At 39.1% G+C, this 24329-nt stretch carries 21 protein-coding genes; 10 read left to right on the forward strand and 11 right to left on the reverse strand.

All coding sequences use genetic code 11. The features are described 5' to 3' along the window. Window positions 1-278: 278 nt before the first annotated feature. From ACIPK1_RS01940 to ACIPK1_RS01955, 4 genes are all read right to left on the reverse strand, one after another. Complete coding sequence (locus ACIPK1_RS01940) at window positions 279-1892, reverse strand: glycosyl hydrolase family 28 protein (protein ID WP_016621591.1); 1614 nt, start codon at window positions 1890-1892, stop codon at window positions 279-281. A gap of 75 nt (window positions 1893-1967) precedes the next feature. Further along, on the reverse strand, window positions 1968-2801 hold the full coding sequence (locus tag ACIPK1_RS01945) for a carbohydrate ABC transporter permease (RefSeq protein ID WP_005234188.1): 834 nt from the start codon (window positions 2799-2801) through the stop codon (window positions 1968-1970). Between the two features lie 3 nt (window positions 2802-2804). Further along, a complete protein-coding gene (locus ACIPK1_RS01950; protein ID WP_016621592.1) occupies window positions 2805-3764 on the reverse strand; it encodes a carbohydrate ABC transporter permease in 960 nt (319 codons plus the stop codon). A 189-nt stretch (window positions 3765-3953) separates the two neighbouring features. After that, window positions 3954-5264 carry an ABC transporter substrate-binding protein gene (locus tag ACIPK1_RS01955; protein ID WP_016612696.1) on the reverse strand — a complete coding sequence of 437 codons (1311 nt, stop codon included), beginning with the start codon at window positions 5262-5264 and terminating at the stop codon, window positions 3954-3956. 264 nt (window positions 5265-5528) lie between these two features. Here ACIPK1_RS01955 and ACIPK1_RS01960 point away from each other — a divergent pair, with 264 nt between their 5' ends. Genes ACIPK1_RS01960 through ACIPK1_RS01970 form a run of 3 tightly spaced genes read left to right on the forward strand, consistent with a single transcriptional unit; the run spans window position 5529 to window position 9371 of the window. Continuing rightward, window positions 5529-6185, forward strand: a complete 657-nt coding sequence (locus tag ACIPK1_RS01960; RefSeq protein ID WP_010749870.1) for a DUF624 domain-containing protein — start codon at window positions 5529-5531, stop codon at window positions 6183-6185. Further along, window positions 6154-7923, forward strand: a complete 1770-nt coding sequence (locus ACIPK1_RS01965) for a sensor histidine kinase (RefSeq protein WP_008380747.1) — start codon at window positions 6154-6156, stop codon at window positions 7921-7923. Before ACIPK1_RS01960 ends, ACIPK1_RS01965 begins: the two co-directional genes overlap by 32 nt. Continuing rightward, the gene (locus ACIPK1_RS01970) at window positions 7920-9371 is read left to right on the forward strand and encodes a response regulator (RefSeq protein ID WP_400449804.1); all 1452 of its coding nucleotides are present in this window, start codon (window positions 7920-7922) and stop codon (window positions 9369-9371) included. Before ACIPK1_RS01965 ends, ACIPK1_RS01970 begins: the two co-directional genes overlap by 4 nt. 155 nt (window positions 9372-9526) lie before the next feature. On the opposite strand, the gene rhaM is transcribed toward ACIPK1_RS01970, so the two are convergent. Together rhaM and ACIPK1_RS01980 are read right to left on the reverse strand one after the other, a co-directional pair. Continuing rightward, window positions 9527-9838 (reverse strand): L-rhamnose mutarotase, encoded by a 312-nt coding sequence (gene rhaM, locus ACIPK1_RS01975; protein ID WP_400449806.1) that lies wholly within the window; start codon window positions 9836-9838, stop codon window positions 9527-9529. A 39-nt stretch (window positions 9839-9877) separates the two neighbouring features. After that, on the reverse strand, window positions 9878-10984 hold the full coding sequence (locus ACIPK1_RS01980) for a glycoside hydrolase family 105 protein (protein ID WP_008380741.1): 1107 nt from the start codon (window positions 10982-10984) through the stop codon (window positions 9878-9880). A 132-nt stretch (window positions 10985-11116) separates the two neighbouring features. Between ACIPK1_RS01980 and ACIPK1_RS01985 the strand changes: the two genes are divergently transcribed. Further along, the gene (locus ACIPK1_RS01985; protein ID WP_400449808.1) at window positions 11117-12001 is read left to right on the forward strand and encodes an AraC family transcriptional regulator; all 885 of its coding nucleotides are present in this window, start codon (window positions 11117-11119) and stop codon (window positions 11999-12001) included. 87 nt (window positions 12002-12088) lie between these two features. Here ACIPK1_RS01985 and ACIPK1_RS01990 read toward each other — a convergent pair whose 3' ends face one another. Together ACIPK1_RS01990 and ACIPK1_RS01995 are read right to left on the reverse strand one after the other, a co-directional pair. Continuing rightward, window positions 12089-13285, reverse strand: a complete 1197-nt coding sequence (locus ACIPK1_RS01990) for an MFS transporter (RefSeq protein WP_301388802.1) — start codon at window positions 13283-13285, stop codon at window positions 12089-12091. A gap of 287 nt (window positions 13286-13572) precedes the next feature. Further along, the gene (locus ACIPK1_RS01995; RefSeq protein ID WP_301388804.1) at window positions 13573-15330 is read right to left on the reverse strand and encodes a 1-deoxy-D-xylulose-5-phosphate synthase; all 1758 of its coding nucleotides are present in this window, start codon (window positions 15328-15330) and stop codon (window positions 13573-13575) included. Between the two features lie 862 nt (window positions 15331-16192). Between ACIPK1_RS01995 and ACIPK1_RS02000 the strand changes: the two genes are divergently transcribed. The 4 genes from ACIPK1_RS02000 (at window position 16193) to ACIPK1_RS02015 (ending at window position 19881) form a co-directional block, all read left to right on the forward strand. Then, window positions 16193-17359, forward strand: coding sequence for a C47 family peptidase (locus ACIPK1_RS02000; RefSeq protein WP_301389878.1), 1167 nt, complete (start codon window positions 16193-16195; stop codon window positions 17357-17359). A 92-nt stretch (window positions 17360-17451) separates the two neighbouring features. Continuing rightward, window positions 17452-17877, forward strand: a complete 426-nt coding sequence (locus tag ACIPK1_RS02005) for a hypothetical protein (protein WP_301389879.1) — start codon at window positions 17452-17454, stop codon at window positions 17875-17877. A 271-nt stretch (window positions 17878-18148) separates the two neighbouring features. Then, window positions 18149-19081 (forward strand): serine protease, encoded by a 933-nt coding sequence (locus tag ACIPK1_RS02010; RefSeq protein ID WP_301389880.1) that lies wholly within the window; start codon window positions 18149-18151, stop codon window positions 19079-19081. Between the two features lie 602 nt (window positions 19082-19683). Continuing rightward, entirely contained in the window at window positions 19684-19881 is a 198-nt protein-coding gene (locus ACIPK1_RS02015) for a hypothetical protein (protein ID WP_400449812.1), read from the forward strand. 377 nt (window positions 19882-20258) lie between these two features. Here ACIPK1_RS02015 and ACIPK1_RS02020 read toward each other — a convergent pair whose 3' ends face one another. Both ACIPK1_RS02020 and ACIPK1_RS02025 read right to left on the reverse strand, forming a co-directional pair. After that, entirely contained in the window at window positions 20259-21425 is a 1167-nt protein-coding gene (locus ACIPK1_RS02020; RefSeq protein ID WP_301389881.1) for a tyrosine-type recombinase/integrase, read from the reverse strand. A gap of 42 nt (window positions 21426-21467) precedes the next feature. Beyond that, the gene (locus tag ACIPK1_RS02025; protein WP_140966738.1) at window positions 21468-21671 is read right to left on the reverse strand and encodes a DUF3173 family protein; all 204 of its coding nucleotides are present in this window, start codon (window positions 21669-21671) and stop codon (window positions 21468-21470) included. An 879-nt stretch (window positions 21672-22550) separates the two neighbouring features. Here ACIPK1_RS02025 and ACIPK1_RS02030 point away from each other — a divergent pair. Together ACIPK1_RS02030 and ACIPK1_RS02035 are read left to right on the forward strand one after the other, a co-directional pair. Beyond that, window positions 22551-22952, forward strand: coding sequence for a hypothetical protein (locus ACIPK1_RS02030; RefSeq protein WP_301405378.1), 402 nt, complete (start codon window positions 22551-22553; stop codon window positions 22950-22952). A 34-nt stretch (window positions 22953-22986) separates the two neighbouring features. Further along, window positions 22987-23898 (forward strand): hypothetical protein, encoded by a 912-nt coding sequence (locus ACIPK1_RS02035; RefSeq protein ID WP_301405377.1) that lies wholly within the window; start codon window positions 22987-22989, stop codon window positions 23896-23898. 78 nt (window positions 23899-23976) lie between these two features. Here the strand turns inward: ACIPK1_RS02035 and ACIPK1_RS02040 are convergent, their stop codons facing one another. After that, the gene (locus ACIPK1_RS02040; protein WP_301405376.1) at window positions 23977-24312 is read right to left on the reverse strand and encodes a hypothetical protein; all 336 of its coding nucleotides are present in this window, start codon (window positions 24310-24312) and stop codon (window positions 23977-23979) included. Window positions 24313-24329 lie beyond the last annotated feature (17 nt).

Here is a 24329-nt window from a genome sequence, read left to right on the forward strand (position 1 = left end):
AGTAAAGCGTTCCTCTTGGCACATCTCGTTGTCTTTTCCCATGTGCTTTCTGGCGTCCTTTTTTCCTACATTCTTTACTATAGTCCCCTTAGTGGCAAAAGAAAGTCCTTTTTGATTTCTGAGGATCGTCTTTTTTTGTAACGTCCTTTCTTGTTAGAAAAATGCGCCTTTTTGTCTACAAAAGCAAAAAGGCGCAACCTGTCAAGGAAGGAAATAAGGTGCTTAACTAACTGTTTCTCATTGGGAAAACCAACGCAGATCATTTCCAAAAGCTTGTTCTACGTGCGTTTCTTTTGCCCCACCATGGATAGTTCGACTGTTTCTTGGCAACTTATTGCGTCACTTATGGCCGCTCGATCAATGATCGCTGCCTCTTTAAAGCTGACCTCCTGACACTGTTCAAAAATCATTTTCTTTTGCCCTTTAGCTGATTCAAAGGCAACTGACTCAAAAGTAACGCGTTGGATCGGTGAAACCTGCTGTGTTTGTTCATCGACAAACCCTTTTAGCTCGACCAAAGGGTTCTGCCCTACGATACGGGTATTCTTGACCAAAATATCCGAAATGATCGGTAACTGTTGTGCTGCCTGACCATCGGCATTGTAAGCAACAGGATGAGCCATGAAACGATCCAACAGGCAATCGGTGATCGTCACTTGACGAATATAGCCACCACGATCATTCTGCGCTTTCAATTCTAGTCCATAAAGCGTATTGGTCAGTTGACAATCTCGAAAAGCGATATTTTCAACACCACCAGATTGCTCACTACCAATCGCGATGCCATGTCCCCCTCGAATAGCCAAATCAAACAGCCGAATATTTTTCGCTGGTCTATTGATCTGATTTCCTTCTGGATTTTTGCCAGATTTGATTGCGATACAATCATCGCCCGTATCAAAAACGGTGTCAAAAATCAGCAAATTTTGCGAAGAATCTGGGTCCCAACCATCGCCATTGTCGATGCCTTTGGACTGAATAGTCACCCCATGGGTCACAACGGTGTCACAGTAAATCATATGAACAGTCCAGCATGGTGGATCACTCAACGTCAGCTCTGTCAAATGGATGTTTTTGGCCTGCATCATACAGATCAAACGTCCCCTTACTCGTCTTCCAGGTTTTCCATCAGAAACATATTCTGGATACTGTTCACGGTCTGCATAAGGGTTTCGCATCGCTAGTCCTAATGGATTCCCGCCACCAATGATCGTTCCTTTGCCACAAAGACGGACATTTTCACAAACGATACGCCCTCGATCGCCCCGATCGATATACCCAATGTTGATCAATGAACGAAAACAAAACAATTCCCAGCCTTCATAACGGCTTAATGGCAACCCCTCTTGATTCACGCTTCCTAAATAATCGTGAGGGGCAACCCGATACGTTTCTATGTCGAGGCTTGCTTGCAATGTGCCATCTACCTGAAAAATCATATTGCTTTTTAGCTCCAACGCACCGGAAAGGATCACCGCCCCTGTTGGGATCCAGACTGTGCCGTTGCTAGGACAATCGTTGATCGCTTGCTGGAGAATGGCGGTACTATCTTCTTTGCCTTCGCTATCAGCATGGTATGGTGCTTGCGTAACATCTAACACAACACTTTTTTTCTTTGTACGAAAGGTCGTCGTGACTGCGGTATTTGTAAGCAGACATCCCTGAAGATCGAGGCAGATGATCGTTACTTGATACGTTTGATCGGCAGATAAGTTTGTCAACGTCCAATGCGTCTTGTTTGTTGGTCTGGTTTGGATCAAATCGTTGTCTAAAAACAATTGATAACCAAAAATAGCTTGAGCGTGCAGCGGCTTCTCCCAAATAAGGGTCGCTTGATGAGCGCCGATCGTGCTTGGTACGACATGAAAATCAATTACTTGAAATGGTTCCATCGGTTTGTCCTTTCTTCAACGAATTCATTCAATAGAAAAAAGATATTCCAAAACAGCGAATATCTTTTTCCATACTTATTTAAGACCAGTCGTGCTGATGCCTTCAACAATGTATTTTTGGAAAATAAAGAAAATGATCAACACAGGCAGCAAGGAGACCACAGACATCGCGAACATGGCTCCCCAATTGGAGGTGCTGCTAGCATCCAGGAACTGCTTCAAGGCAATCGATACCGTGTAGTTTTGCGGACGTGTGAGGTACAGCATCGGTCCGATCAGTTCTTCCCATTTCCAATAGAAAGAGAAGATCGCAGCGTTTGCCAAGGAAGGCTTCATCAACGGTAGAATCACGCGGAAGAAAATACCGACCCGTCCACAGCCGTCCATTTTTGCTGCTTCATCTAAATCTGTCGGGATCGCAGAGACGAATTGGACCATCATGAAAATAAAGAAGGCTTGTCCGAAGTATGAAGGAACGGTCACTGGACGAATCGAGTTAAGCCAGCCTAATTGATTAAACCAAAGATACTGAGGCACCATGATGATCTCTTGCGGTAGCATCATCGTGACCAAGATACAAGCAAACCAAAAGCCTTTTCCTTTGAAAGGAATCCGACCAAATCCATAAGAAATGACAGCCGAAGAACAGACCGCCCCTACCATTGAAATCAACGCGATTTGCAATGAGTTGAAAATATAGCGAATGAAGGGAATCCCTGCGATCCCTTCAAACCCCTTGGTAAAGTTTTCTAACGTCCAGCTGCGGGGGATCAACTCCGTTGCCGTTCGAAAAATGTCACTACTAGGTTTAAAGGCACTAAACAGCAGCCAGAAAATCGGATAAAGCATCAGTAATGCAGCAACTAAGATCACGGCATCAAAGAAATAATTTTGTTTTTGTTCACGCATCAATCAAACCTCCTCGTTTTCTTTAAACACCCAAAATTTCGATGTTGCGAACAACAGAATCGTAATCAACCCAACGATGACCAGTAAAATCCACGCTAAGGCTGAAGCATAGCCCATTTTGAAATCGGTAAAGGCTCGTTGATACATGTACAAGGAATAGACTAACGTGCCGTTACGGGGTGAACCCGTCCCATTCGAAATGATAAACGCAGGTGTAAAGGTCAAAAAGGCCATGATCGTTTGATAGATCAGATTGAAAAAGATGATTGGCGTCAGGACTGGGACCGTGATATTGAAAAACTGTCTGATTTTTCCTGCCCCATCAATTTCCGCCGCTTCGTAATAATCTTTCGGAATATTTTTCAAACCGGATAAGAAAATCAACATCGACGAGCCAAATTGCCACGCTGCTAATAAAATCAAGGTCATCAACGCTAAGCCAGGACTTTTAAAGAAGTAGATCGGGTCTAAGCCGATCGCCGCTAGCACGCCATTGATCAACCCTGAATCGCCAAAAAGATTCCGCCACATGATCGATACCGCCACGCTCCCACCTAAAATCGAAGGGATATAAAATAATACCCGATAAGCGCCGCTTAATTTCGATGGGCGGTTGATCAGCATCGCCACTGCTAATGCGACGATCAGCCGTAAAGGGACTGCCAACACAACATATTTCAGCGTAACAGTCAGTGACTGAACAAACTTGGGATCATTCGTAAAAATCGTTATAAAGTTATTCCAGCCAACAAATTGCGCCTCTGTCAATAGATCATAGTCATGAAAAGACATAAAAAGAGAAATCCCCATCGGGACGATTATAAAAGCAAAAAAGCCAATGATGAAGGGTGAGATAAATAAGTAGCCTGTAACCATATTCTGTTTTGATTCTGGTAATCGATTAAACCAGCTTTTGAGTTTCCCAGGTTCTTTGGCCGTGGGTGATTTTGATTGTAGTTCCATAATTTTCACTTCCTACCTCCTATAGTTGATTACGCTTACAAGTTGATTTTAACGAAGTACTTCTTAAGAATGAATAGAAAAAAAAGCACAGAAATGTGAAAAACTAGAGGACCTATATTTTTTTCCTCCAGTGCTTCTCCTAAAAAAACGCCTTTACTGAAAAAGTCAGTAAAGGCGCCGCATCTATGCTTATTGATAGTTTTCTGCAAAAATTTCTTCGCAGCGTTGCGTAAAGGCATCATAAGTTTCTTCTGGTGTCATCGTGCCATAAGTGATCTCTGCGTACAGCTCTTTAAAGTACGTGTTGATTTCAGCAAACCCAATTGGTGGGATTGGGGATGGATCACCGACGATGTCTGCAATATCATCTAAGAAATCAGAGGACTCTTGTTCTTCTGGTGTCATGTCGGCATAAAGCAATTCTTTGATGGCATCATTGGAAGGAATTCCCCGCTCAGTACCGATGATCTTATTGGCTTCTTCACTATTCACTAAAAAGTCAACAAACTTCGCAGCTGCTTCTTTTGATTCAGAAGCATTCGCGATCGAATAAAAGAACCCTGGTCGATACGCCATCGCCCCGTTTTCTGAGTCAAAAGGACGAGCCAAATTGATTTCGACATCTTCTGCGGCGGAGGCTTTATAGGTCAAGTATTGATTGGACCAAGTCATCATATAAGCTGCTTTTCCTTGTGAAAACGGATATTGATCCATACTGTTGGCATTGCTAGTCACTTCTGCGGTTGGCATTGCTTTGGCTTCCGTAAGATCTGCGATAGCCCCCATAAATTCAACCCAGTTTTCTTTGGTAAAACCGATCTCTGGTTTGCCGTCTGCATCGTATTGGTATAGATCTTCGCCTTTAGTACGTAAAAAGTATTGCAAAATCGTACTGTTGTCATTGTTATCGTTCCAACCGTAATCACCTGTTGCTTCAGCGATCGCTGCCGTACTTTCTACAAGGTCATCGAAGGTATAATTGCTAAAGTCAATCCCAGTGCCCCCTTGTTCTACCAATGATGGATTGTAGAGCATCGCCATAGTATTGACAGAAGTTGGTATGCCGAAAACGTTTCCATCTAACTCGCCTGTTGCTAAAATCGATTCTTTGATATCATCGGTTTGAATCTCATTGCCGATAAATTCCGACATATCTGCTAATTGATTTTTCGTTCCATATTGCGCAATGTACTGCACATCCATCTGGATCACATCAGGTAATTCTCCAGAAGCCGCTTTTGTCGCTAGTTTTTTCCAATGGTCATCCCAAGAACCATATTCATATTCAACTTTGATGTCAGGATTTTGTTTCTCAAATTCTTTGATCGATTCGATATACTTCTCGTGTCTGACTTCTGAGCCCCACCAGGTAAAGGAAATCGTCGTTTTCCCATCTGCATCAGCTTCTGAGCTTCCGCTACTATTGCCGTTATTGCCACAAGCTGCTAAGGTCGCACCAAGAAACAACAAGCTCGCTGCTTTTAAAAAAGTTTTCTTCATTCTTCTACACTCCTTTTTGTTTGCGCTTACAAGGTGATTGTAATGGAAATCCTCGTTAATAAAAATGAAAAAACAAGAGCAAATATGTGAAAAACTAGACTGTCGTTTTTGCTGAAGGCTAAGCCTTCACGGGCAATAGCTAGAAAAAAATAGAAAAACAGATGAAAAATGTAAAAAAACAGACATGCTCTATTTTTTCCAATATACTATGCTATACTAGCGTTGAAAAGGCTTACTTTTCAAAAAACAAGGTAGGTGGAAACAATGAAAAAAATACAAACCGGACTGTTTCGTCTTTTTACGGTAACAGCTTATTTTGCTAAATTAAACCTTTTATGGCTTTTCTTTACCCTTTTAGGGTTGGGGATTTTTGGCTTCGGTCCTGCCACCGCTGTCACGATCAAATGTTTACATGATTTTCGTAAAACTGGTCATGACTATTCAGCTGTTGCCTTCTGGCAAGCCTACAAGCAAGCCTTTCGCACCTTTTCCCTTTTTGGCATTGGACTATTAAGTACAGTACTCCTGTTGTTGTTTAACTTACGGATTACTCATTTTTTCCCGACTGAAATGGCTTGGCTGCGTCCTGTCTATTTACTTTTAACGATTCTCCTCCTTTACACTGCATTCATCAGCTTTATGACCTATGCCAAAGCCGAACAACACGCTTGGAAACAGACCTTGTACGTCAGTATCTTTCTAGTCTTTCGCTACCCACTGCAAGGCCTTGCCTTGTTGTTTACCTGGTATTTATTGTTTCTCTTATTGACTGCCAAAACCTCTTTGTTACTCGTCTTTGGACTGGTGATTTTCTTGTTCTTCGCTGAATTTTTTCATGGTCAGATGATTGAAAAAACCAAACAATTGCAAGCAAAGCGAGGCAGTGTCCATGAAGTCCCAGAAGCTGATCAATCACTTTAAAAAGCAGCCTTTTGAGCGACAGTTACATTTTGTCTTTTTTGCGACGGTGGCAATTATCGTCTCATTGGCTGTTCTCCTGACCTTAGTTTGGCGACAAGTCTACATGGCGCAGCTGAAAGAAGCCGCGTATAAAGATGTCTCGATCATTTCAACAAATATCGCCAAGCGTTTAACTGCCGTCGAAACCCTCTCTTTTCGCATTATCGATAGTGCACCGATCCAAAATGGCCTACAAAGGATCTTGGCACAAGATTCCTTGCAATCCTTAGAGGCGATCGACCAAAAGAATGCCTTAAGTGCAGAAATCAACGCCCTCGTACGCAATGAATCAACGATTCAAAACGTCTATCTCTTTACCCCAACGAACGAAAACATGATCAACTTTCTAGCCGAGACCGACCATATCTTTAATGGCCAAACCATCAAAGATATGATCGAGACTTTGCCCGATAAGCCTGCCAAAGGGAGTTGGTTTTTTGCAAAGGACCTTTCTCAAGGTGTCTACCTGCGAAAAATCTATTCAACAGCCGATCTTTCTTTAACCTATATTGGTACGGTGATATTTCTAGTGAATACGTCCTTCTTTCGTAACGAGATCGAAAGTCTTCCCATTGTCTCCGAACAAAACCAATTTTTCATGGCGTATCAGAACCAATTTTATAGTACCGCAAATGACGAGCAAACCCTCGCTGCGGATCAAAATACCTTGCAGCAAAAAATGGAAACCTTCCAGCGATCGATCGGCTCCATGACGTTTGATAATCGCCAGTACTACTACGCAATGGATCGGAAGACGATGCCGAATATGACCTTCATTTATTTACTGCCTGAAAATCAAGTCTTAGCTGATCTTTATAAACTACAAGGCCTTTCCATCGCTGTGAGTTTGCCTTTTTTATGTTTGATTATTGTTGTGATTCGGAAAATAAGCAATCAGCTGACCCGCCCTTTAGCTGACTTGGCTTCGCAAATGGCCGTTCTGCGGAAAACGAAAAAACTGGCCTCTTTAAAGACCCTCGCTGTCCCAGAAAATAGTCAAGAAGAGATCATGGTCCTTTATGAAAGCTATAATACGATGATCGATGAATTAAATGCCTTGATCAAGGACAATTATGAAATGCGTATATTGTCCCAAGAAATCGAATTTAAAGGATTGCAAGCGCAATTAGATCCACATTTTCTATACAATACGTTAGACTCGATCAACTGGATCGCCATTGAAAATCAGCAGTGGCAGATCTCAGAGATGGTCACCTCCCTTGCCTATTTGTTTCGAAAAAAAATCGATACCAAGTCTGACTTCACAACGCTACAAGATGAATTAGATATCGTGCACGCCTATATCAATATTCAAAACGTTCGCTTCGGGAAACGGATCGAGTATATCGAAGTAATTTTGGTGAATGACTTGTCCTTTAAAATTCCTAAGTTACTGATTCAACCATTGATTGAAAATGTCTTTAAATACGCCGTCAATGATATGAAGGAGACGTGTCGCCTCGTCCTTACGATTGAACAACAAGCAACCTTTCTCCAAGTCAGTGTCTCTGACAATGGCCCTGGTTTTAAAGCCAACTTCTCGATTGAAAAAGAAGGCGGCATCGGATTGACCAATATTCAAAAACGATTGCAACTGCATTATGGTGATCAAGCGTCCTTAGCCATCGTCTCCTCGATTCCCTTCAAAAAGACGACGGTGCGCTTTGTGATCCCCTTAAAAGGAGTGAGTGAAACATGAAAAATATCCTCGTTGTTGACGATGAACCCTTGATAGCAAATGGTGTGGCTAACCTCGTTGCTTCTTTTGATTTCCCATTAGTGGTCAAAGGAATTTACACAGACAGTGAAGAAGCCTTGGCATTTTGTCAGCAAAACACCATCGACATCGTGATTACCGACATCAATATGCCTAAAGTCAATGGACTTGCCTTGATCAAAAAATTAAAAGCCATCAATCCTGCGATTCAAATCATTATTTTGACAGGCTTTGGCAGCTTCTCCTTTGCCAAAGAAGCGATGGCTTTAGGGGTCAAATTTTTCCTTGAAAAACCTGTTTTTCCGAGCAAGCTTTCAGAAGCGTTGGCTGAGACGATCGAACGTTCTGAACGTCGTCAAATGGAATCTACCCTCTATTTAAAACAACAAATTGAACAATACATCAATAGCTGCGGAGAAGAACCGCTGCCTGAATCGTTCGTTTTTCCATTTTGTATGTACTTATTTGATTCGAAATTCTATCACGCCATCGCCAAGCGGATCGAAAGCTATGAGAACCATCACGAGTTGGTGATCGGTCATCAAAACAAAGTTGGCTATATCCTGAACTTCAGTACGGAAAATACCTTTAATCTCTTTTTTAAAACGAAGGTACAGGCTGCGCATCTAGGAAAAGGGATCGCCATCAATTGCTGGGTCGAAACCCCCGAAAAATTTTTACTCAGTTATCATTTAGGCAAGCGGAACTTGGATAAGGAGTTTTATTTTGATACCTTTGAAGTCATCCAAGAAGCCCAAATCTCACAAGAAAATGTCTATGAAAATGGTCTCTATATGGAATACCGTGAAAAACTTTTGGCATTGATCGACAAAGGCGAACTGACTTTAGCCCAAGTTCTTACGGAAAACTTTTTTTCTACCTGTCGCATGGAGCTTTACCCTGTCCAACTATTGCGGCTGCAGGTCAACGATTTGTTATCGGCAATTTTTGAAAACCATCGCATCAAAAAAGACATCTACTTTGATGACTATTCCCCAAAGATCATGCTCTTGAATAATTGGCACGAACTCCAGTTTATGCTGCTTCACTGTATCGATTTGATGCGGGGCAGCTTAGACGATAGCGAGAACATGCAGCTGTCCCAAAAAGTCAACCTGATCATCGAAGAATATTATGACCATGAAGCATTGTCATTGAAATGGATCGCCGCCCATCTTTTGTACTTAAATCCTGAATACTTAGGAAAAACCTATTACAAAGAAACCGGGATTCGCTTCAATCAAAAATTAGCCGAATACCGCATCCAAAAAGCACAAGAACTGCTGAAGAAAAACTACAAAGTCTACGAAGTGGCAGCGATGACGGGCTTTAGTAATGCCCCCGAATATTTTGTTCAAACGTTTAAAAAGATTACCGGTATGACACCAAAGAAATTTTTGAAGCAGCAAGAAAAAGCACTTCTCTCTTAACGTTTCTTCTATCCGAAATGACTGTGTTGCTATTTCAACAAAAGAGGTAGTCCGCTCACATTCGTGAGCGAACTACCTCTTTGACTAACCAGTAATTGATGTCAAACAATTGATACGACCGTGTTCGTTTTAAGAAATAAACATTTTTGTCTAGCTTACAGCGTAAAGACTTCCTTTAACTCCTGTGTCACTGGCGAATCATCCGGATTTGTTTCCATAAGTTCTGCCATGTACTGCCACCATTTTTGGTTGATCTCGGTTGCCGCTAACTGCTGCCAGCGGGTTTCATCTTCAATCTCAAGGTAGCCAAACAACGCAAGGCTTTCTGTATCTAAGAAAATCTGGTAGCTTTTCGCCCCGTGTGCTATGAGCTGCTCTTTTAGTTCTGGCCATAGTTCGCGATGCCGTTTTTCATATTCTGCTTCATAACCAGGATGTAGCTTCATCCGAATCGCTTTTTTGATCATCTTTGTCTGCTCCTCTCTTTATTACGTAAGGTGTTTAACTTAACAAAATGAAACCAATAGTTCAGTAAATGCTAAAACTGTCAGTGATTGCCCGTAAGGCATTGCTGTAATCGCGATGTTTTTGTAGTACTCCAAGTCTTCTCCCATTCCAGTACCGATGGAAACATTTTGGACTTCTCCATCTTCTGCGACTTGTTCGATCAAACCGGCTAACGCTTTATAGGCAACATCTTCCCAAGCTTTGTCAATGTAACGCTTATGAACGGCTTTTAAAATCCCATAGGCAAAACCAGCCGTCGCAGAAGCCTCCACATACGAGCTAGGATCATCTAACAAGGTGTGCCACAAACCACTTTCATCTTGCATTTCTTGCAAGGCAGCTAGTTGGTCTAAGAGGGTATTGATCAAGAAGCCTCGTAACGCATCTCCTTCTTGCAAGTCGAGAATGTCAATGATCTCAGGAATCGCAATGGTGATCCAGCAGTTGCCTCTTGCCCAAAGCGCTTGCGCATAATTGTGGCGTTCTTCAAAGGTCCAGCCGTGGAACCAAAGACCAGTTTTTTTATCAACTAAGTATTTGATATGGATCATAAATTGTTGTTTTGCTTCTTCGATATAGGCCGGACGATTCAGCAACATGCCAATTTTCGCCAAAGGCAAAGCGGTCATCATCAAGGTATCGTCCCAAAGCTGGTTGCGATTTTCTGGTCCATAGGTCGCATGCTGCAGACCATTTTCATCGGTTCGCGGCATATCATGCATGACCCATTCCGCCCATTGTTCAAGGTACGGCAAGTAACGAGAATCTTTGGTGTCTTCATAAAGATACGCCATTGCCAAAAGCGGCGCCATCGTGTTGACATTTTTAGGCGGCGCGCCTTCTAACATCCGCTGCTCAAACCATTCTTCCACAACTTGGAGCGCTTTGGGATTTTTGGTGATTTGGTAGTTTTTATAAATGCCGTATAGTCCCACCCCTTGCGGCCAGTTCCAAATCCCCCAGCTTTTATCATCAACGATCAAGCCGTCAAAGTCTAATAGAAATTCGCCATTATCATCCTTGATCGTCGTTAAATTTTCGATCATGCGATCAATTTTTTCTTCTACAACACGTTTTTCCACAAATAACTGTTCTAAAATCACCATTGGGTTCATCCTCTCATTTCTCTTTGATAGATTGATCGTAACACGCTTACATTTACACAAAAATAGCAGTTATTGACACTTTACTATCTATTCTTGTATGATAAAAACAAACGAGTACGAAAGGAGCCAATCATGGAGAAGCAAAGTGCGGATACGATGATCAACGATCGTTTTGAGGCCTTTCATATCAAAGACATCGTAGAAGAAAACAATACCCTTTATCATTACCATAGTTTTTATGAGATTCACTGTACCTTAAAAGGATCAGCGGTCTTCTTTATCGATGGCGGAGAATTCCCTCTAGAACCTGGTACGATCATCTTGATTCCTCCAAACGTCTTGCATCGAATCGTTCATCAAACTTCTGATTTTTTCGAGCGAACCTACCTGTATATCAATCCTAGTTATCTCGCTGCCCTCTCCACTACCCAAACAGATCTCACTGCCTGTTTTCGTAGCAACGGCGGCATCAACAGTCGTATTTTATCGATCGATGCCGACCAACTAGACCAGCTATTGCGTCCTTTACGCAAAAAAACGGATAGCAATTATGGCACCGACTTACTTTATCAAAATCATTTGATTGCGTTTTTGATTTCCATCAATACGATTGCCTATCAGGAAAGAGAACCGCTATTTTTATCCGACTCACTCTATAAAAATAAAGACATTTTGGCTGCTATTACCTATATCAATCAGCATTTGACCGCTGATCTCTCCTTAGAGACCGTCGCCAAAGCCCTTTTCATGAGCCCATACTCGCTTTCAAGGACCTTCAAAAAAGAAACTGGCGTCGCCTTTCATGCCTATGTGGTAAAGAAACGACTCTTAAAGAGCAAAGAAATTTTACGTAAAACCAGAAGCGCCACCGCCACGTTCGAAGCTTGCGGCTTCAACTCCTATACCCATTTTTTACGCTGCTTTAAACAAGAATTTCAGCTGACACCAAAAGAATTTTTACAAGAAGAAGCCCAAAATCAGTTTGTCCGTTTTACGCATTTTGCAGGGAAAAAATAGCAAGCCGATGAAAAGATTTGCTTAAAAAAAAGACTCTCTTACATTGACGATCGTAAGAGAGTTTTTCATTCAATCTTTTAAAAACAGCTACCCAAGTTCTTCAGCAGTTCCCCGCTCGAAATAAAGAAAATAGCGATTGCTGATCACTGACACAATCCCAATCATAACCAACAAGCCCCCTGATAGGATCATCTGCATCCCTGCTGTTTCATTGCCGCTGACTAGTATCAGTAAGCGTGATGCATAAGGTGCTAACGTGACTCCTAAATTGTAAGCAACGATCGAGACGATCGTGCCAAACTTAGCTTCCGCTTCACCACCAGTCGTCAGCAAGTGGGTGAAAAAAGGCATGATATTGCGAAAGGCAAAGCCTAGTAGTAAAGAACAACCCAAGAGCAGCCCCACCGTCTGCAAGGGATAGGTCAAATAGATGCTGCTTCCTGCAAGCAATGCCGCAACGGGCAGCAACCAGCGATGTAGGCGGCTGTATATCAAGCCAAAGGCATTGCCGGCGATAAATGCCCCCGTCGCAATGGCGGCGATCATGTTACTGCCATCGGTCGCATCACCGATTCCTTTTTCCAACAACAACGGGGTGATCTGCAGATTGTAGTTGATAAACAAGACAACGATCAGAAACAAGAGCACACCCAAAACAAATGACTTTTGTTTCCGTTCTGTTGAAACCGTGACGTTCGCTATCAGAGCCGCATCGGTGGTCGCTTTTGTTTCGTTGGGAATAAATACCTGAACAAAAAAGAGACTGATCAAGGCAAAGCCATAAACGAAGAAAGAGATCTCCCAACTGATCTTCACTAGCTGCCCTACCAGCAAAGTCATAAAGATACCGCCTAAACCACCGACGGCACTTTCTAACCCAAGGGCCTTGGCTTTCTTTTGCGGCTCATTTTGAAACAACAAACTAATCATTTGAAGCGCCAAACGATTGAATAAGCCGATCCCAAAGCCAAGAATCGCGCGCGAAAGAAACAAGACGGGAAAGCTTCCCTGATACCATGCCGGCAGCGTGCCAAAAACTGCCACAATGACCAAGCCGGTGACCATCGTGTATTTTTTGCCGATCCTTTTTTCGATCATGCTGGTAGTAAAAATCCCCAGTAAAAGAAACAATGATGGAATCGTGGTCAGTAACCCAATGTAGACCGCATCAACTTCTGGAAAGCTTGCCGCAATCGCTGGGACATTGGCAGAGATCGCCGGTGCCGAATAGACGACCATTGCCACTGACAACAGTGCCAACAACTTCATAGAAAAAAATTTCATAATTACCCCTTTCCTTAAAAACACCTTTTCTTCCTTGTCTCTGAACCCAATAGCCCAAGATGACAAAGTGATCCTTTCATTACCTTATTATTCGCTAGATTGTCCTCGTTGACCAATGCTTAACGCGCTTGGGCTTCATGCTTGAAAAGCATTGGTCTTCTGTATTTTGCTGCAAATCGTCACCGATTGTTTGCAAAAAAACCTTGCAGTCTGTTTTTCTGCAAGGTTTCCTTCGATCATTCATTTTTTAACAATCCTATCAGCTACACAAGACACCCTAAGAGAACTTATTTCTGCAGCTGTTCTATGACATCTTTCGTAATTTCCTCAGCAGTGATACCAAGTTCAGATAAAACGTCTGCTGCCCGGTAATTATCATAAAATTTCTTTTCTAAGCCATAGTTTTTGACGGCAATCTCACGATCACCAAGATAGCTGGCAATCATTTGTCCATAGCCGCCCTCTCGTATGCCGTCTTCCAACGTGACAACGAGTTTGTGCGATCGTGCCACAGCATCCAGCAACTCTTTGTCGACCTCTGAAATAAACTTAGGATTGATCACCGTTGGCGTAATTCCATGTTGCATTTTCAATTGTTCTGCGATCTCTTCTGCTAGCGCATAAAAGTTTCCAACACCGACGATAGCTACCTGCGTGCCAGCTTGAGTCACCTCATTTTTTTGATCGCTATAGTCAGTAGAGGCTGCTCTTACCGTTTCGTTGACAGGTCCAACCGGTACCCGGATCGCAACCGGAGCGTTGGCTTGTTCCAGCGACCAATCCAACATTGCCAGATATTCTTCTTTAGAGGTTGGCGCAAGATAAATAAGGTTGGGAATATGTGCCAAAAATGGAATATCAAAAATTCCCAAATGGCTCTCGTCATTCATGCCGTGGATCGATGCACCGTATACCAAAATCGTTCCAGGCAGATGATTTAAGGCTAAATCATGGGAGATTTGGTCAAAACTACGTTGCATAAAGGTAGAAAAAACGACCCAGATAGGTTTCGCGCCATTTTTTGCTAACCCAGCAACCATCGATACCGCATGTTCTTCTGCAATACCTACATCTACAAATTGTTTGCCTGCTTTTTCTCGTTGTTCTGGAGAAAAAAGCAGCATCGGTGTACCAGCGTTTACTGCCACGACTTTAGGATCTGTCGCCATTTTTTCTAATAAATAATCCGTCGTTAAGCTATTGTACGTTACTTGATTGCCGCCAGCAGAAATATATTCGCCGGTTTCTAAACGAAAGGGACCGCCTGCATGAAACTTTTCACGATTTTCTTCCGCAAACTTGAAGCCTTTGCCTTTGATCGTATGAATGTGTAATAAAACAGGATGATCAATGTCTTTCACTTTTTCAAATAAAGCGATCAAGGCAGCGAGATCATTTCCTTCATCCAAATAGTGGTACTCAAAACCAATCGCTTTGAACAGATTGTCTGCTGCTTGTCCCTTGGTTTCCCGCAATGCCCGCAAATTCTGGTACATCCCCCCATGGTTTTCTGCAATCGATTGGTCATTGTCGTTGAGGATCACGATGGTATTGGTGCCTAATTCCACGATATTGTTCAAGCCTTCAAACGCTAAACCGCCTGATAGAGAACCATCGCCAATCACGGCAACGACGTTATACGTTTCATTTTTTAGGTCACGGGCTTTCGCCACACCATTTGCCAACGAAACTGAGGTGGAGGTATGACCGACCGTAAAGAGATCGTGCTCGCTTTCTTTCGGATTTGTGTAACCAGAAACCGCATCATACTGCGAAGCATCAAGAAAGGCATGGGCGCGTCCTGTCAGCATTTTATGGATATAAGTCTGATGAGACACATCAAAAATCAGCTTATCTGTGGGAGAATCAAAGACTTTATGCAACGCGATCGTCATCTCAACCATCCCCAGATTGGGGCCATTATGCCCCCCATGGTGACTGATTTTTTCCAATAAAGCAGTTCGTGCTTCTACTACCAGTTCTTGAAGTTGCCCACTGGTCAATTCTTTTAACTCTTTAGGGCTTTTGATTTTTTCTAATAACATGTACGTACCTCCTGTAGAAATGTTTGAATAATTCGTGTGTTTACTCACAAGGAAAAAGACACGAAGTCGAAATGAGTAGATCGTTCTCTGGAATAAAAAAATGCGGCAATCGGAGCTAGACGCTCTTTTTAGAATTCCTGTTAAACCGAGAAATAGCAAGTTATTCTAAAGGGGAATCGTGATTTTTCTGAGTTTCAACAATCGCTGCTCATTTCTTCTATCTAAAAAGATACCACCTAGAGTTGACTTTAGGTCAAGTGGTTTTTGAAACATTTTGAACAATACGAGGCTGGTTTTTTCTAATTATTGAAAAAATTGCAGGTTTATTCTCTATAAATTTGCTTTTCTAATACATATTCTTAGAGGTTCCTTTGATATGTCATAGTAAATTATAAAAAACTGCCATTAAACAGGATCCATTCCTTGCTTAATGGCAGTTTGCTTATTTCCGATACATCTTCGACTAAAATCCGAACTAACATTTCGATTAAACATTGTCGAATAAAGCTTTTTAAGAGAAGGTGAACAAATAAAATATCAATAATTTGCAGTCAATTTCTAGCAAATAGAATTCAAAATAGCATCCAAAAATAATTTATGTAAATCTTTTTTGTACAGTGACTACTAGATAATAAAACTCTTCTTTTATTCACCTTAGAAAAACTATCGTATATACGTCTTTATTCTGCAAAATTATGAAAGCGTTTGCTTAAATTTGTGATATATTATACAATTAAACAGTACTGAAGATTAATCACGAAAGGAGTGATATGTGAATAAGAAACAGAAGGATGGCCACTGCGGAACGGAATTAATGGATGATGCTTAAGTTTATTTTAGTTTAATTAGGGAGAGAATCATTATGTTAAGAAAAAACTTAAAAAAAATAGTTATTTCATTATTATCTATAGCTATTATCGTTTTTGGTACTAATGTCGTTTACGCGGAAGACACAGTTGGTCAGAACAATGAAAATAATACAACACTTTTATCAGAAGAGGTTCCCGAGGAGTTAATTGATCTAGTCAAGGGGAGATTAATTTATTTTGACAGTATATTATTGAATGATGATGGAATACCGTCAGGTGATAAAGCTCTGGGAATGCCATTTTCTGTTTATGACGATGATGTAAAAGAAACATATTACTATTTTCCTTTGTATCATCAAGACGAACTGATTAAAACCATTTTTTGTTACTTCGACTCTTATATTGATCAGTGGGAAACAAATATGTCGGGACATTTAATTGATGAGTTAACAGATTTCTTCAGTGGCGAAAATGAAAACAGTGAGCGAGTCGGCTTTCTACAAAAAAACGCTGATTTATACTTAGTCGATGAGGATTCAATAGTTTCTCTGTTCTATGATTCACCGGTCTCCGAAGGAGTAACCACCCCAAGTGATTTAAGATGGGATGAATTCGACTATCAAGAACTTACAGAAGAATACGAAGACACTCTTATCTTTACTTTGCCTATTACAAATAAAACTACGCAAAGATCATTAAGATCACAAGGGCAGCATTATTTACATTTAGATTTTTTGGAAAATCAAGGACAAACTAATTGGTGTGCCGCTTATGCTACCACATCAATTATTCGATATCACACAAAAAATAGAACCCCGACAGCTGAACAAATGATGCGTTCACTGCACCCTAATTCATCTAATTTACCGAACCAATCAGCTTCAAATGCTCAGTGTATTAGCTATGCAACCAGTCATGGGTTCCGCGGTATAACAGATAGATGGGGTGTAGCAACAGTAACGGAAACTGTTACTGAAATCAATGCGAATCGTCCCTATTGGGTCTCTGCCGAAGGACAAAGCTCAAACTATAAAAAAGGTAGACACGCTTTTGTCGTCAGAGGATATGCGAATTTTGATTTTTATAGAACTATTTCAGTATGGAACCCATGGAGTACCGCAAGCTATGGATACGACCTTTTAAATCCTGATAGTCAGTTGATTTCAACCCATGGATCAGTATGGAAACAAGATTCCGGCCTATTTTCTTGGCACTACTGACAAAGTCTCTTGAGCGATTAGGAAAGAAAAGATCTGTTTATGTGAATCTTTGATGTTCGATATTTGATAAACTTTTTTTAAGGAGAGCATATATGAAAAACAGAAAAATTTACTCGTTATGTTTCTTGATATTAATCCTAGGTATCGTATATGCTACTTGGTCTTATCAAGAAAAGAAGATCGAGTATTTGACATTGTCAGAAGATGAACTGGAAGCACTCGCCTTTTTTAATGGTACATGGCTCTATACCGAAGATGATGAGATAACTTATTATACGATCAATGTTACCAATCATTTTCTAATCGTTGAGGTTAATGGCTCTATATATAATGGGTATATTACAGGAATCAGTTTTGATGAAAAATTACTGATTGGATCTGTAAACAAGGAACAGACTGTTTCTTATGGGATGAAAGAAATTGATGCAAAGCATCTGTTTCTGACTAGGGGAAACCCAATAGAGAGTATGAAAGGAAACTCTGGGACGATGGGAATTGAGTTAGTAAGATACGAATAACAAAGAAAGATTCTAATAAATAGAAACTATTCTTTTACAACTTTAAATACATTATTTGTTTATGGTACTAGATTTACTGACTAAAGAGCGTTTCTTAACTAACACCACAACCAAACAATGCATTGTTACTCAGTTTATTAACAATTTCCATGGACAGTTATTTCAAGGTTTTAGCTATTCATTTTTCAAATTTAACATTGATACAGTCACTCGAAATTTTGAGCAACTTACGTAATTAACAAAGTCAAACTATGAAGAAGGAGATTAAAAAATGAAGAATCTCAAATTTTTGTTGAGTATTTTTATTATCCCCATTGTATTATTTGTTCATTCAAGTGTAGCAACTGCAGAAGGCTTTGACAATGACCTAGATGAAAAAATAACTTATGAGACTGAAATTGATTACATGCCTAGTGGGAATACACCTATTGAAAGAGCAGAAGATATGGCAGAATATATGCGTCGTTTCACTGGTAATCTAGATATTTCATTTGAAGGATTCATTACGGATGACAAAACACACCCGATTTCTAAAACACCGACAATCGTATTGGGTGAAGACAATCGTATAAAGGCAGACCCTACCATATCCCCTTATAAGCAATGCGGATATCTTGAAACCCATTTCCTTGATGGATCTTCACTCTATATGAAGCAAGGGACAGGTGCTTTGATAGATCGAGATCGATTTGTTACAGCTGGAAGTATGGTCTATGCTCAGGAAGACTTTAAAGGCTGGCCTATCATAAGTACAATATGGATCGCGAGCCAAGATGGGCGAGGAACGCTAACAGATGATCCATACTCTGGAATGAATGCTGGAATCAGTTTTACTTCAATGAATGGATGGATCAACTCAGCAGATCCACGATATGACATGGGTTATATCACGATGAATACACCATCAGAGCATTTAGCAGGTCGGTTAAACTATGCTGTACCGACAGAAGGAGCGGTTTTGTCTCATGTTGTAAGTTATACTGGTAATCTTATGCAACAGATTATGTGGGGAAATCAAACATTTGCGATCAACACACCAGAGTTAATTTTCCATGACGTCACTGTTTCGCAAGGCTCCATTGGCGCTCCCATCATTCAAAACTCTTCGATCGTTGGAATAACTACAACACTTGATAAACAAGGACCTATGAGTCAAGCTTTGGCTATACGTCCTGAACTATACAGTTTCTTTTCCTCTAATTGATAGAGTGTGTATTATTCTTGTCTACAGGAAACCAAATTAAAAATTAATTACTGTTCTCTAAACAACCGTGCGAAAGTATGATATCTATACTTTTGCACGGTTTGCGTTTTATTTATTATTGTTCCCAAAATTCAATATTTTGTTGCTCTCGAACGTATTGCTCTATCTCTTTTCAATCGGCGTCAGTGAATTTTTTTCCACAATCAGGTTAGCTTTTTCCCCTCTCAGACGTGACTAGACCCCTATCCAGTCATCAATTTCGCTAACATCATTGCCTTTATCTGCCTATTCCATCAATTTGTTGTAAATGACAAACTGTTGCGACCCTTTCGGGTAGTACCAAAAACTGACCATTTTGGAACGCACGATGATCATTAAAGCGTGTGGTTATTGCCACCCCAATTATTGTCGTTTCCTTCAAAAAATTCACTATATTGCCGACAGCCTCGTCTTTTCAGTTGAAAAAAATCCCATTCGATCATCCCCTTAAAAAATGATTAAAATAGACGTTGATTTCCCCACCGGAATAGTGGAGCTTATACTTATTAATGCCTCATTCGTTCAAGGAGAAATTCTCTATCTCTATCAGCAATTGCACTTATATGACTACCTATGGTCGGAATAAAAGCTATCGTTTTGAAGAAGTTTATCACATGTGGTTAAAGCAACATCAACATACGGATAAACCAACAATACTGGAAAATATCGAAAAATGTTTTAAAAATCAAATTTTCCCACAAATTGACAGTCTAAGTATTGAAGCCACCAATACCCATACTTGCCAAAAAGCAGTAAATTAATGGATAAAAAAAGTCGTAATTTATCAATAAATCAAAGCATATGCGTTAAAAGTCTTTGATTATGCGATCAACAATATCATTATAAAAAGATAACCCAATGCAACAAGTGATCATGCCAGAGACGGTCGAATGATTAGAAAAGAAAGTTGATTTATATACGCAAGAAGAATTACAGCAATTCTTTGAGGATCTGAAAAAAGAAAAAGGACTTATAACATTGCCTTAACAACGTTTATAAGTCCTTATGGCTCTTATTTCCGATACATCTTCAACACAAAATACCATAGAATTTCATTTGATTTTATACGCTTTTTTGCTTACTGGAAGAAAATTGGAAAACCAACAACTATAATATATCTTACTCTCTTTTAAAATAACTACACTTGGAAAGCATCGATTGCATCAATTATTCGACAATCAGACTTTGCATATAGATGTCCATAGGTTCCCAAAGTGATTTGAATATTAGAGTGTCCCATCCTTTCCATAATTGCTAATGGTTGAACATTTTGTTCAATAAGGAATGCGACATGCGAATGTCTAAGTGAATGCAATTTAATCGGTGATACTTTAGACTTAACGGCCGCTTCTTTCAGCCAATTTGCAAAAGAATATGGAGGAGTAAATGTTCCATCTAATTGGATAACAAACTCAAAGGACCCTATCATCATCTGCAATTGTTTCCATTCTTCTAATTTTCTTGATAACATTTTCCCAATAGCAATTGTACGATATGCATTTTTCGTTTTAGGCGTTGAGAAATACCAACTTTCTTTTTTAGAGTATACTAAAGTTTTTTCAACTGTAATCTGATTTTTTTTCAAATCCACGTTACTCCAAGAAAGTGCAGAAAGCTCACCAATTCTTAACCCTGTATAAAATAATAGTTCAAAAACAAGTTTTCTGTGTTCATTTTGAAGACTCTTACCATTGAAATAACTTATGGCTTTTTTAAAATCATCTAACTCCCAAAAACTAACTTTTTTGTTTTCTACAGATAAATAAGAAACATCCAAAACTGGATTTTTCTCAATGAATCCTTCTTTTTCAGCTCTGTCCATTACAATCTTCAAATGACCACGAATTCGATTAATATAGCTTTTTGACAGGACTGATTTTTCCCTTTTAAGTCTTGAATTTCTTGATGTCATTTGACTTAATTCAAATATCCAATCCTCAATGATTTCTGCTGTAATATCAATAAGTCTATAATGATAGAAAAATATCAATTTCTTTTCAAATATGAATTTTGCATTCTCAAATGTCTGTCTCTTTACTTGTCTTTCATACCACTTAACAAATCTATTTTTATAAAACTCTTCAAAGGTCAGATGGCCTTTACATGGCTCTTTCTTATTCGTACTTGATTCTTTAAAATTATAGGACAACATAAATTTATCATATGCTATCTTCGCCTCTCTTTGAGTCGAAAACCCCCTCCTTGTTTTTTGTATTCTTTTTCCGTTAGAATCCTTTCCTAAGTATGCTCTGAAATACCATTTTTTAGTTTTTTTATCTTGATAAATACTCTTTATTTTTCCCATAATGAATACTCCTAGCAAACCCTTTCGTTTTGATTGTAGCAGTCATTTACGAATTTTCAAGTGAAACAATTTTTCAATTATTCTTGCCGGTACAACATTTATCTGCCTATTATTGTATAGATATATTCCTTCAACATTAACTAAATATTGTTTAGCTTCTCTTAGCATTTGTGTTGCCTGATTATTTTTAAATCCCATTGAAATTAAATCGGATTTAGTTATCATGATATCAAATTCATTAATCATCATTGTCCTCCCATTTTTAATAGTTTTCTATTGACTATATAAGAATCTTATTTGCTCTTTGATTATATCTACTAAATAAATCATTGCCAGAATAACATTTTGTCAATTATGTTTTTATTTTTGCTTATCCATGCAAGGCAAGTTCCTAATTTTACTTTAGAATATTATCCAAAGTCTAACCTAGTATAAACAAAACATAAGAAGCAGTTAAATATTGATACAAAAGTATTTCGGAAAAATTTAGGGTTTTCTTTTTTCACTTCAAAACATTTTATTAATTACTTTGAAAAAGATATATCGGAGTGCTCCTCTGTTTATCAGGGAGACGCTTATTTGGACATCATCATCTTAAACAACTGTTTATTTGCCTAAAGATCTCATATCTTTATCACTACTTTGTGCTTATCGCCCCTTCAAATCTTAGAAATTCTTGCTCACAAAGTTACTTACTACTTAGATACTGAAAAGAGTTTAGAAAATGGTTTATGCGATTATCAATGAACAATAGACGAACTAATCATTCTCTTATAATAATAGTTTTACCCAATTTTTTTCATAAGATATATTAGTTTTGCAATAAATGATACATTTTAACAAGTAGTTGAATGAAAAAGCAAAGGAATTTACTGAACATTCATATCGGTAAATGGCACTTAATGGCATACAGTACTTTGGAAAAAACGACGAAAAAGAAAGTCCGTCAAGTGCTAGTTTGACGGGCTTCTTGAGGTGATTTTAATTATGTAAACTAGAATAAATGTTGTGGCTTACAATTTTGTAAGTGCATTATTTAAGTAATTATATTGTTAAAAAAAAACGTTATGCTATACTTTAATTAGATGATCATACCTATTGGTGGTAAATTGAGGAGCGACCTAAATGAAAATGACTAAAACTACTTTATTTATACTATTATCGGCCATTTTCTTATCAGGATGTAGTTTTCTAGATCAAAATGATAACCCTTTGATTACTAACACATCTTATACAATAAATATTAATGACAGATACGATGTTATACAATCATCTGCAACTACTAGTAATTTTGTTAAAGATGAACGAATCAAAGAAATGGAGATTATTGTTGAAGGCGTCGATCAACTTAATTGGAATGAGCGATATGTAGTAATCAAAACTTATGATGATAATTTCTATGTATATGATATGGAGACGGAAAAGCTTTTAGAAAGAGATAATATGAATGACTTTTTAGAATTACAGCAAGAATTATCAATCTCTATTCCCTTAAAGGAAAAAAGAGATTTTAATTGGAGCAAGTAATTTTTTAAGTAATATAAACTTAAGGAGATTATATATGATAAAAAAAGTGTTCGGATCAATAACAGTTTTTGGTGGTATGTTTTTACTTTTTGCGAGTCCAGTTATTTCTAATGCAGACTCTCTGGATGAAATTATTACGATCGGTGGCTCAGAGGTGATTGAACCACTTATTCCAAATAGTGAGTTGGAAATTTTTCCAGAAGTTCAAGCTAGAATTGATGATTACGTTTCAGAATCTGCAGGCAATGAAGAAGTTATAAATGCAATAATTGAAAATTGCAAACTGAGCGGTGTTGTATCTTCTGAGGAAATGAATCAAAATTTAACTGATTTTATTAGATCTGCAACAGTCGATCCTCAAGATTTAGAAAGAGCAATTTTGTCAGCCGAAGAACTTGTTAATAATGACAAAATTAGTTCATCTTCAAAAAATGCTAGAGCGGCTGTAGATCCAATTCAAGCGGCGAGATCCGCTTGGAATATTGGAATTGCAGCAGTTAAAGCTGCAGGATACCCAAACACTGCAATGTATATGAAATATTCAGAAGTTCCAAACTTTTTATCCCCTGCTCCAAAAAAACATGTCTCTAACAATAATGCTTGGGCTAAAAGTGTCATTACTGGCGATGATATTTTAAATGATTTTTATTCTAGTAAGTACAAACCTTGGGTAAGATCTAACAAAAAAACATTATCAGTGAGCGGAAGTTTCGTGTTTACAACAGGTGATAAGCACTACGCCTTAAATAAAGTTAATTATTCTTATTCTTTCGTCAGACAGGCTAATGGATCAGTAAAACGAGTTGGCGTTGTGACGGATACTTATGATTTTGCACTCTCAGGATATCAAAGCATACCTACGGGTATTGCGAACAACTATGCCGTTGCAATGCAAACATTGGGTTTAATTAAGCCATATCCGATTGAGATTAAGTACTCTTTGTAGTCATTAAAATAAAAAATCCCTTGGTGCCTGATTGCCATAGGGATTTTTATTTTAGTGATAAAATTAAAATAAAAATTTTTACAAAATATCATTTGTACTTGACCACTTTACTTTAGTAATTATTTCAATATTCCTAATTTCATCATAGCCAACCTTTGTCCCACCAACATATATTCCTAGTTCATCATGCTCCTCAATATGGCCAACTATATCAGTAAAGTAGCTCCCATCTCGATCACGAGCTTCAATTTGGATAGTTACTGATTTGTTCTTGAGCGTTGCCTGGTTCAAAGTTTCGGCGATCTCATTGACATCCATCTGAAACTTTTGAGTTGGTTTACTTCTTTCAATAGTTCTTTCTCCATCAATTGCTTCGGTATGTTCTGAAAGATAAAATCCTCCCCACTTCACCATTCCGCGATCGTGATATT

This window comes from Enterococcus sp. NPDC086594 (assembly GCF_044746145.1).
Classification (GTDB): Bacteria; Bacillota; Bacilli; order Lactobacillales; family Enterococcaceae; genus Enterococcus_D; species Enterococcus_D entomosocium.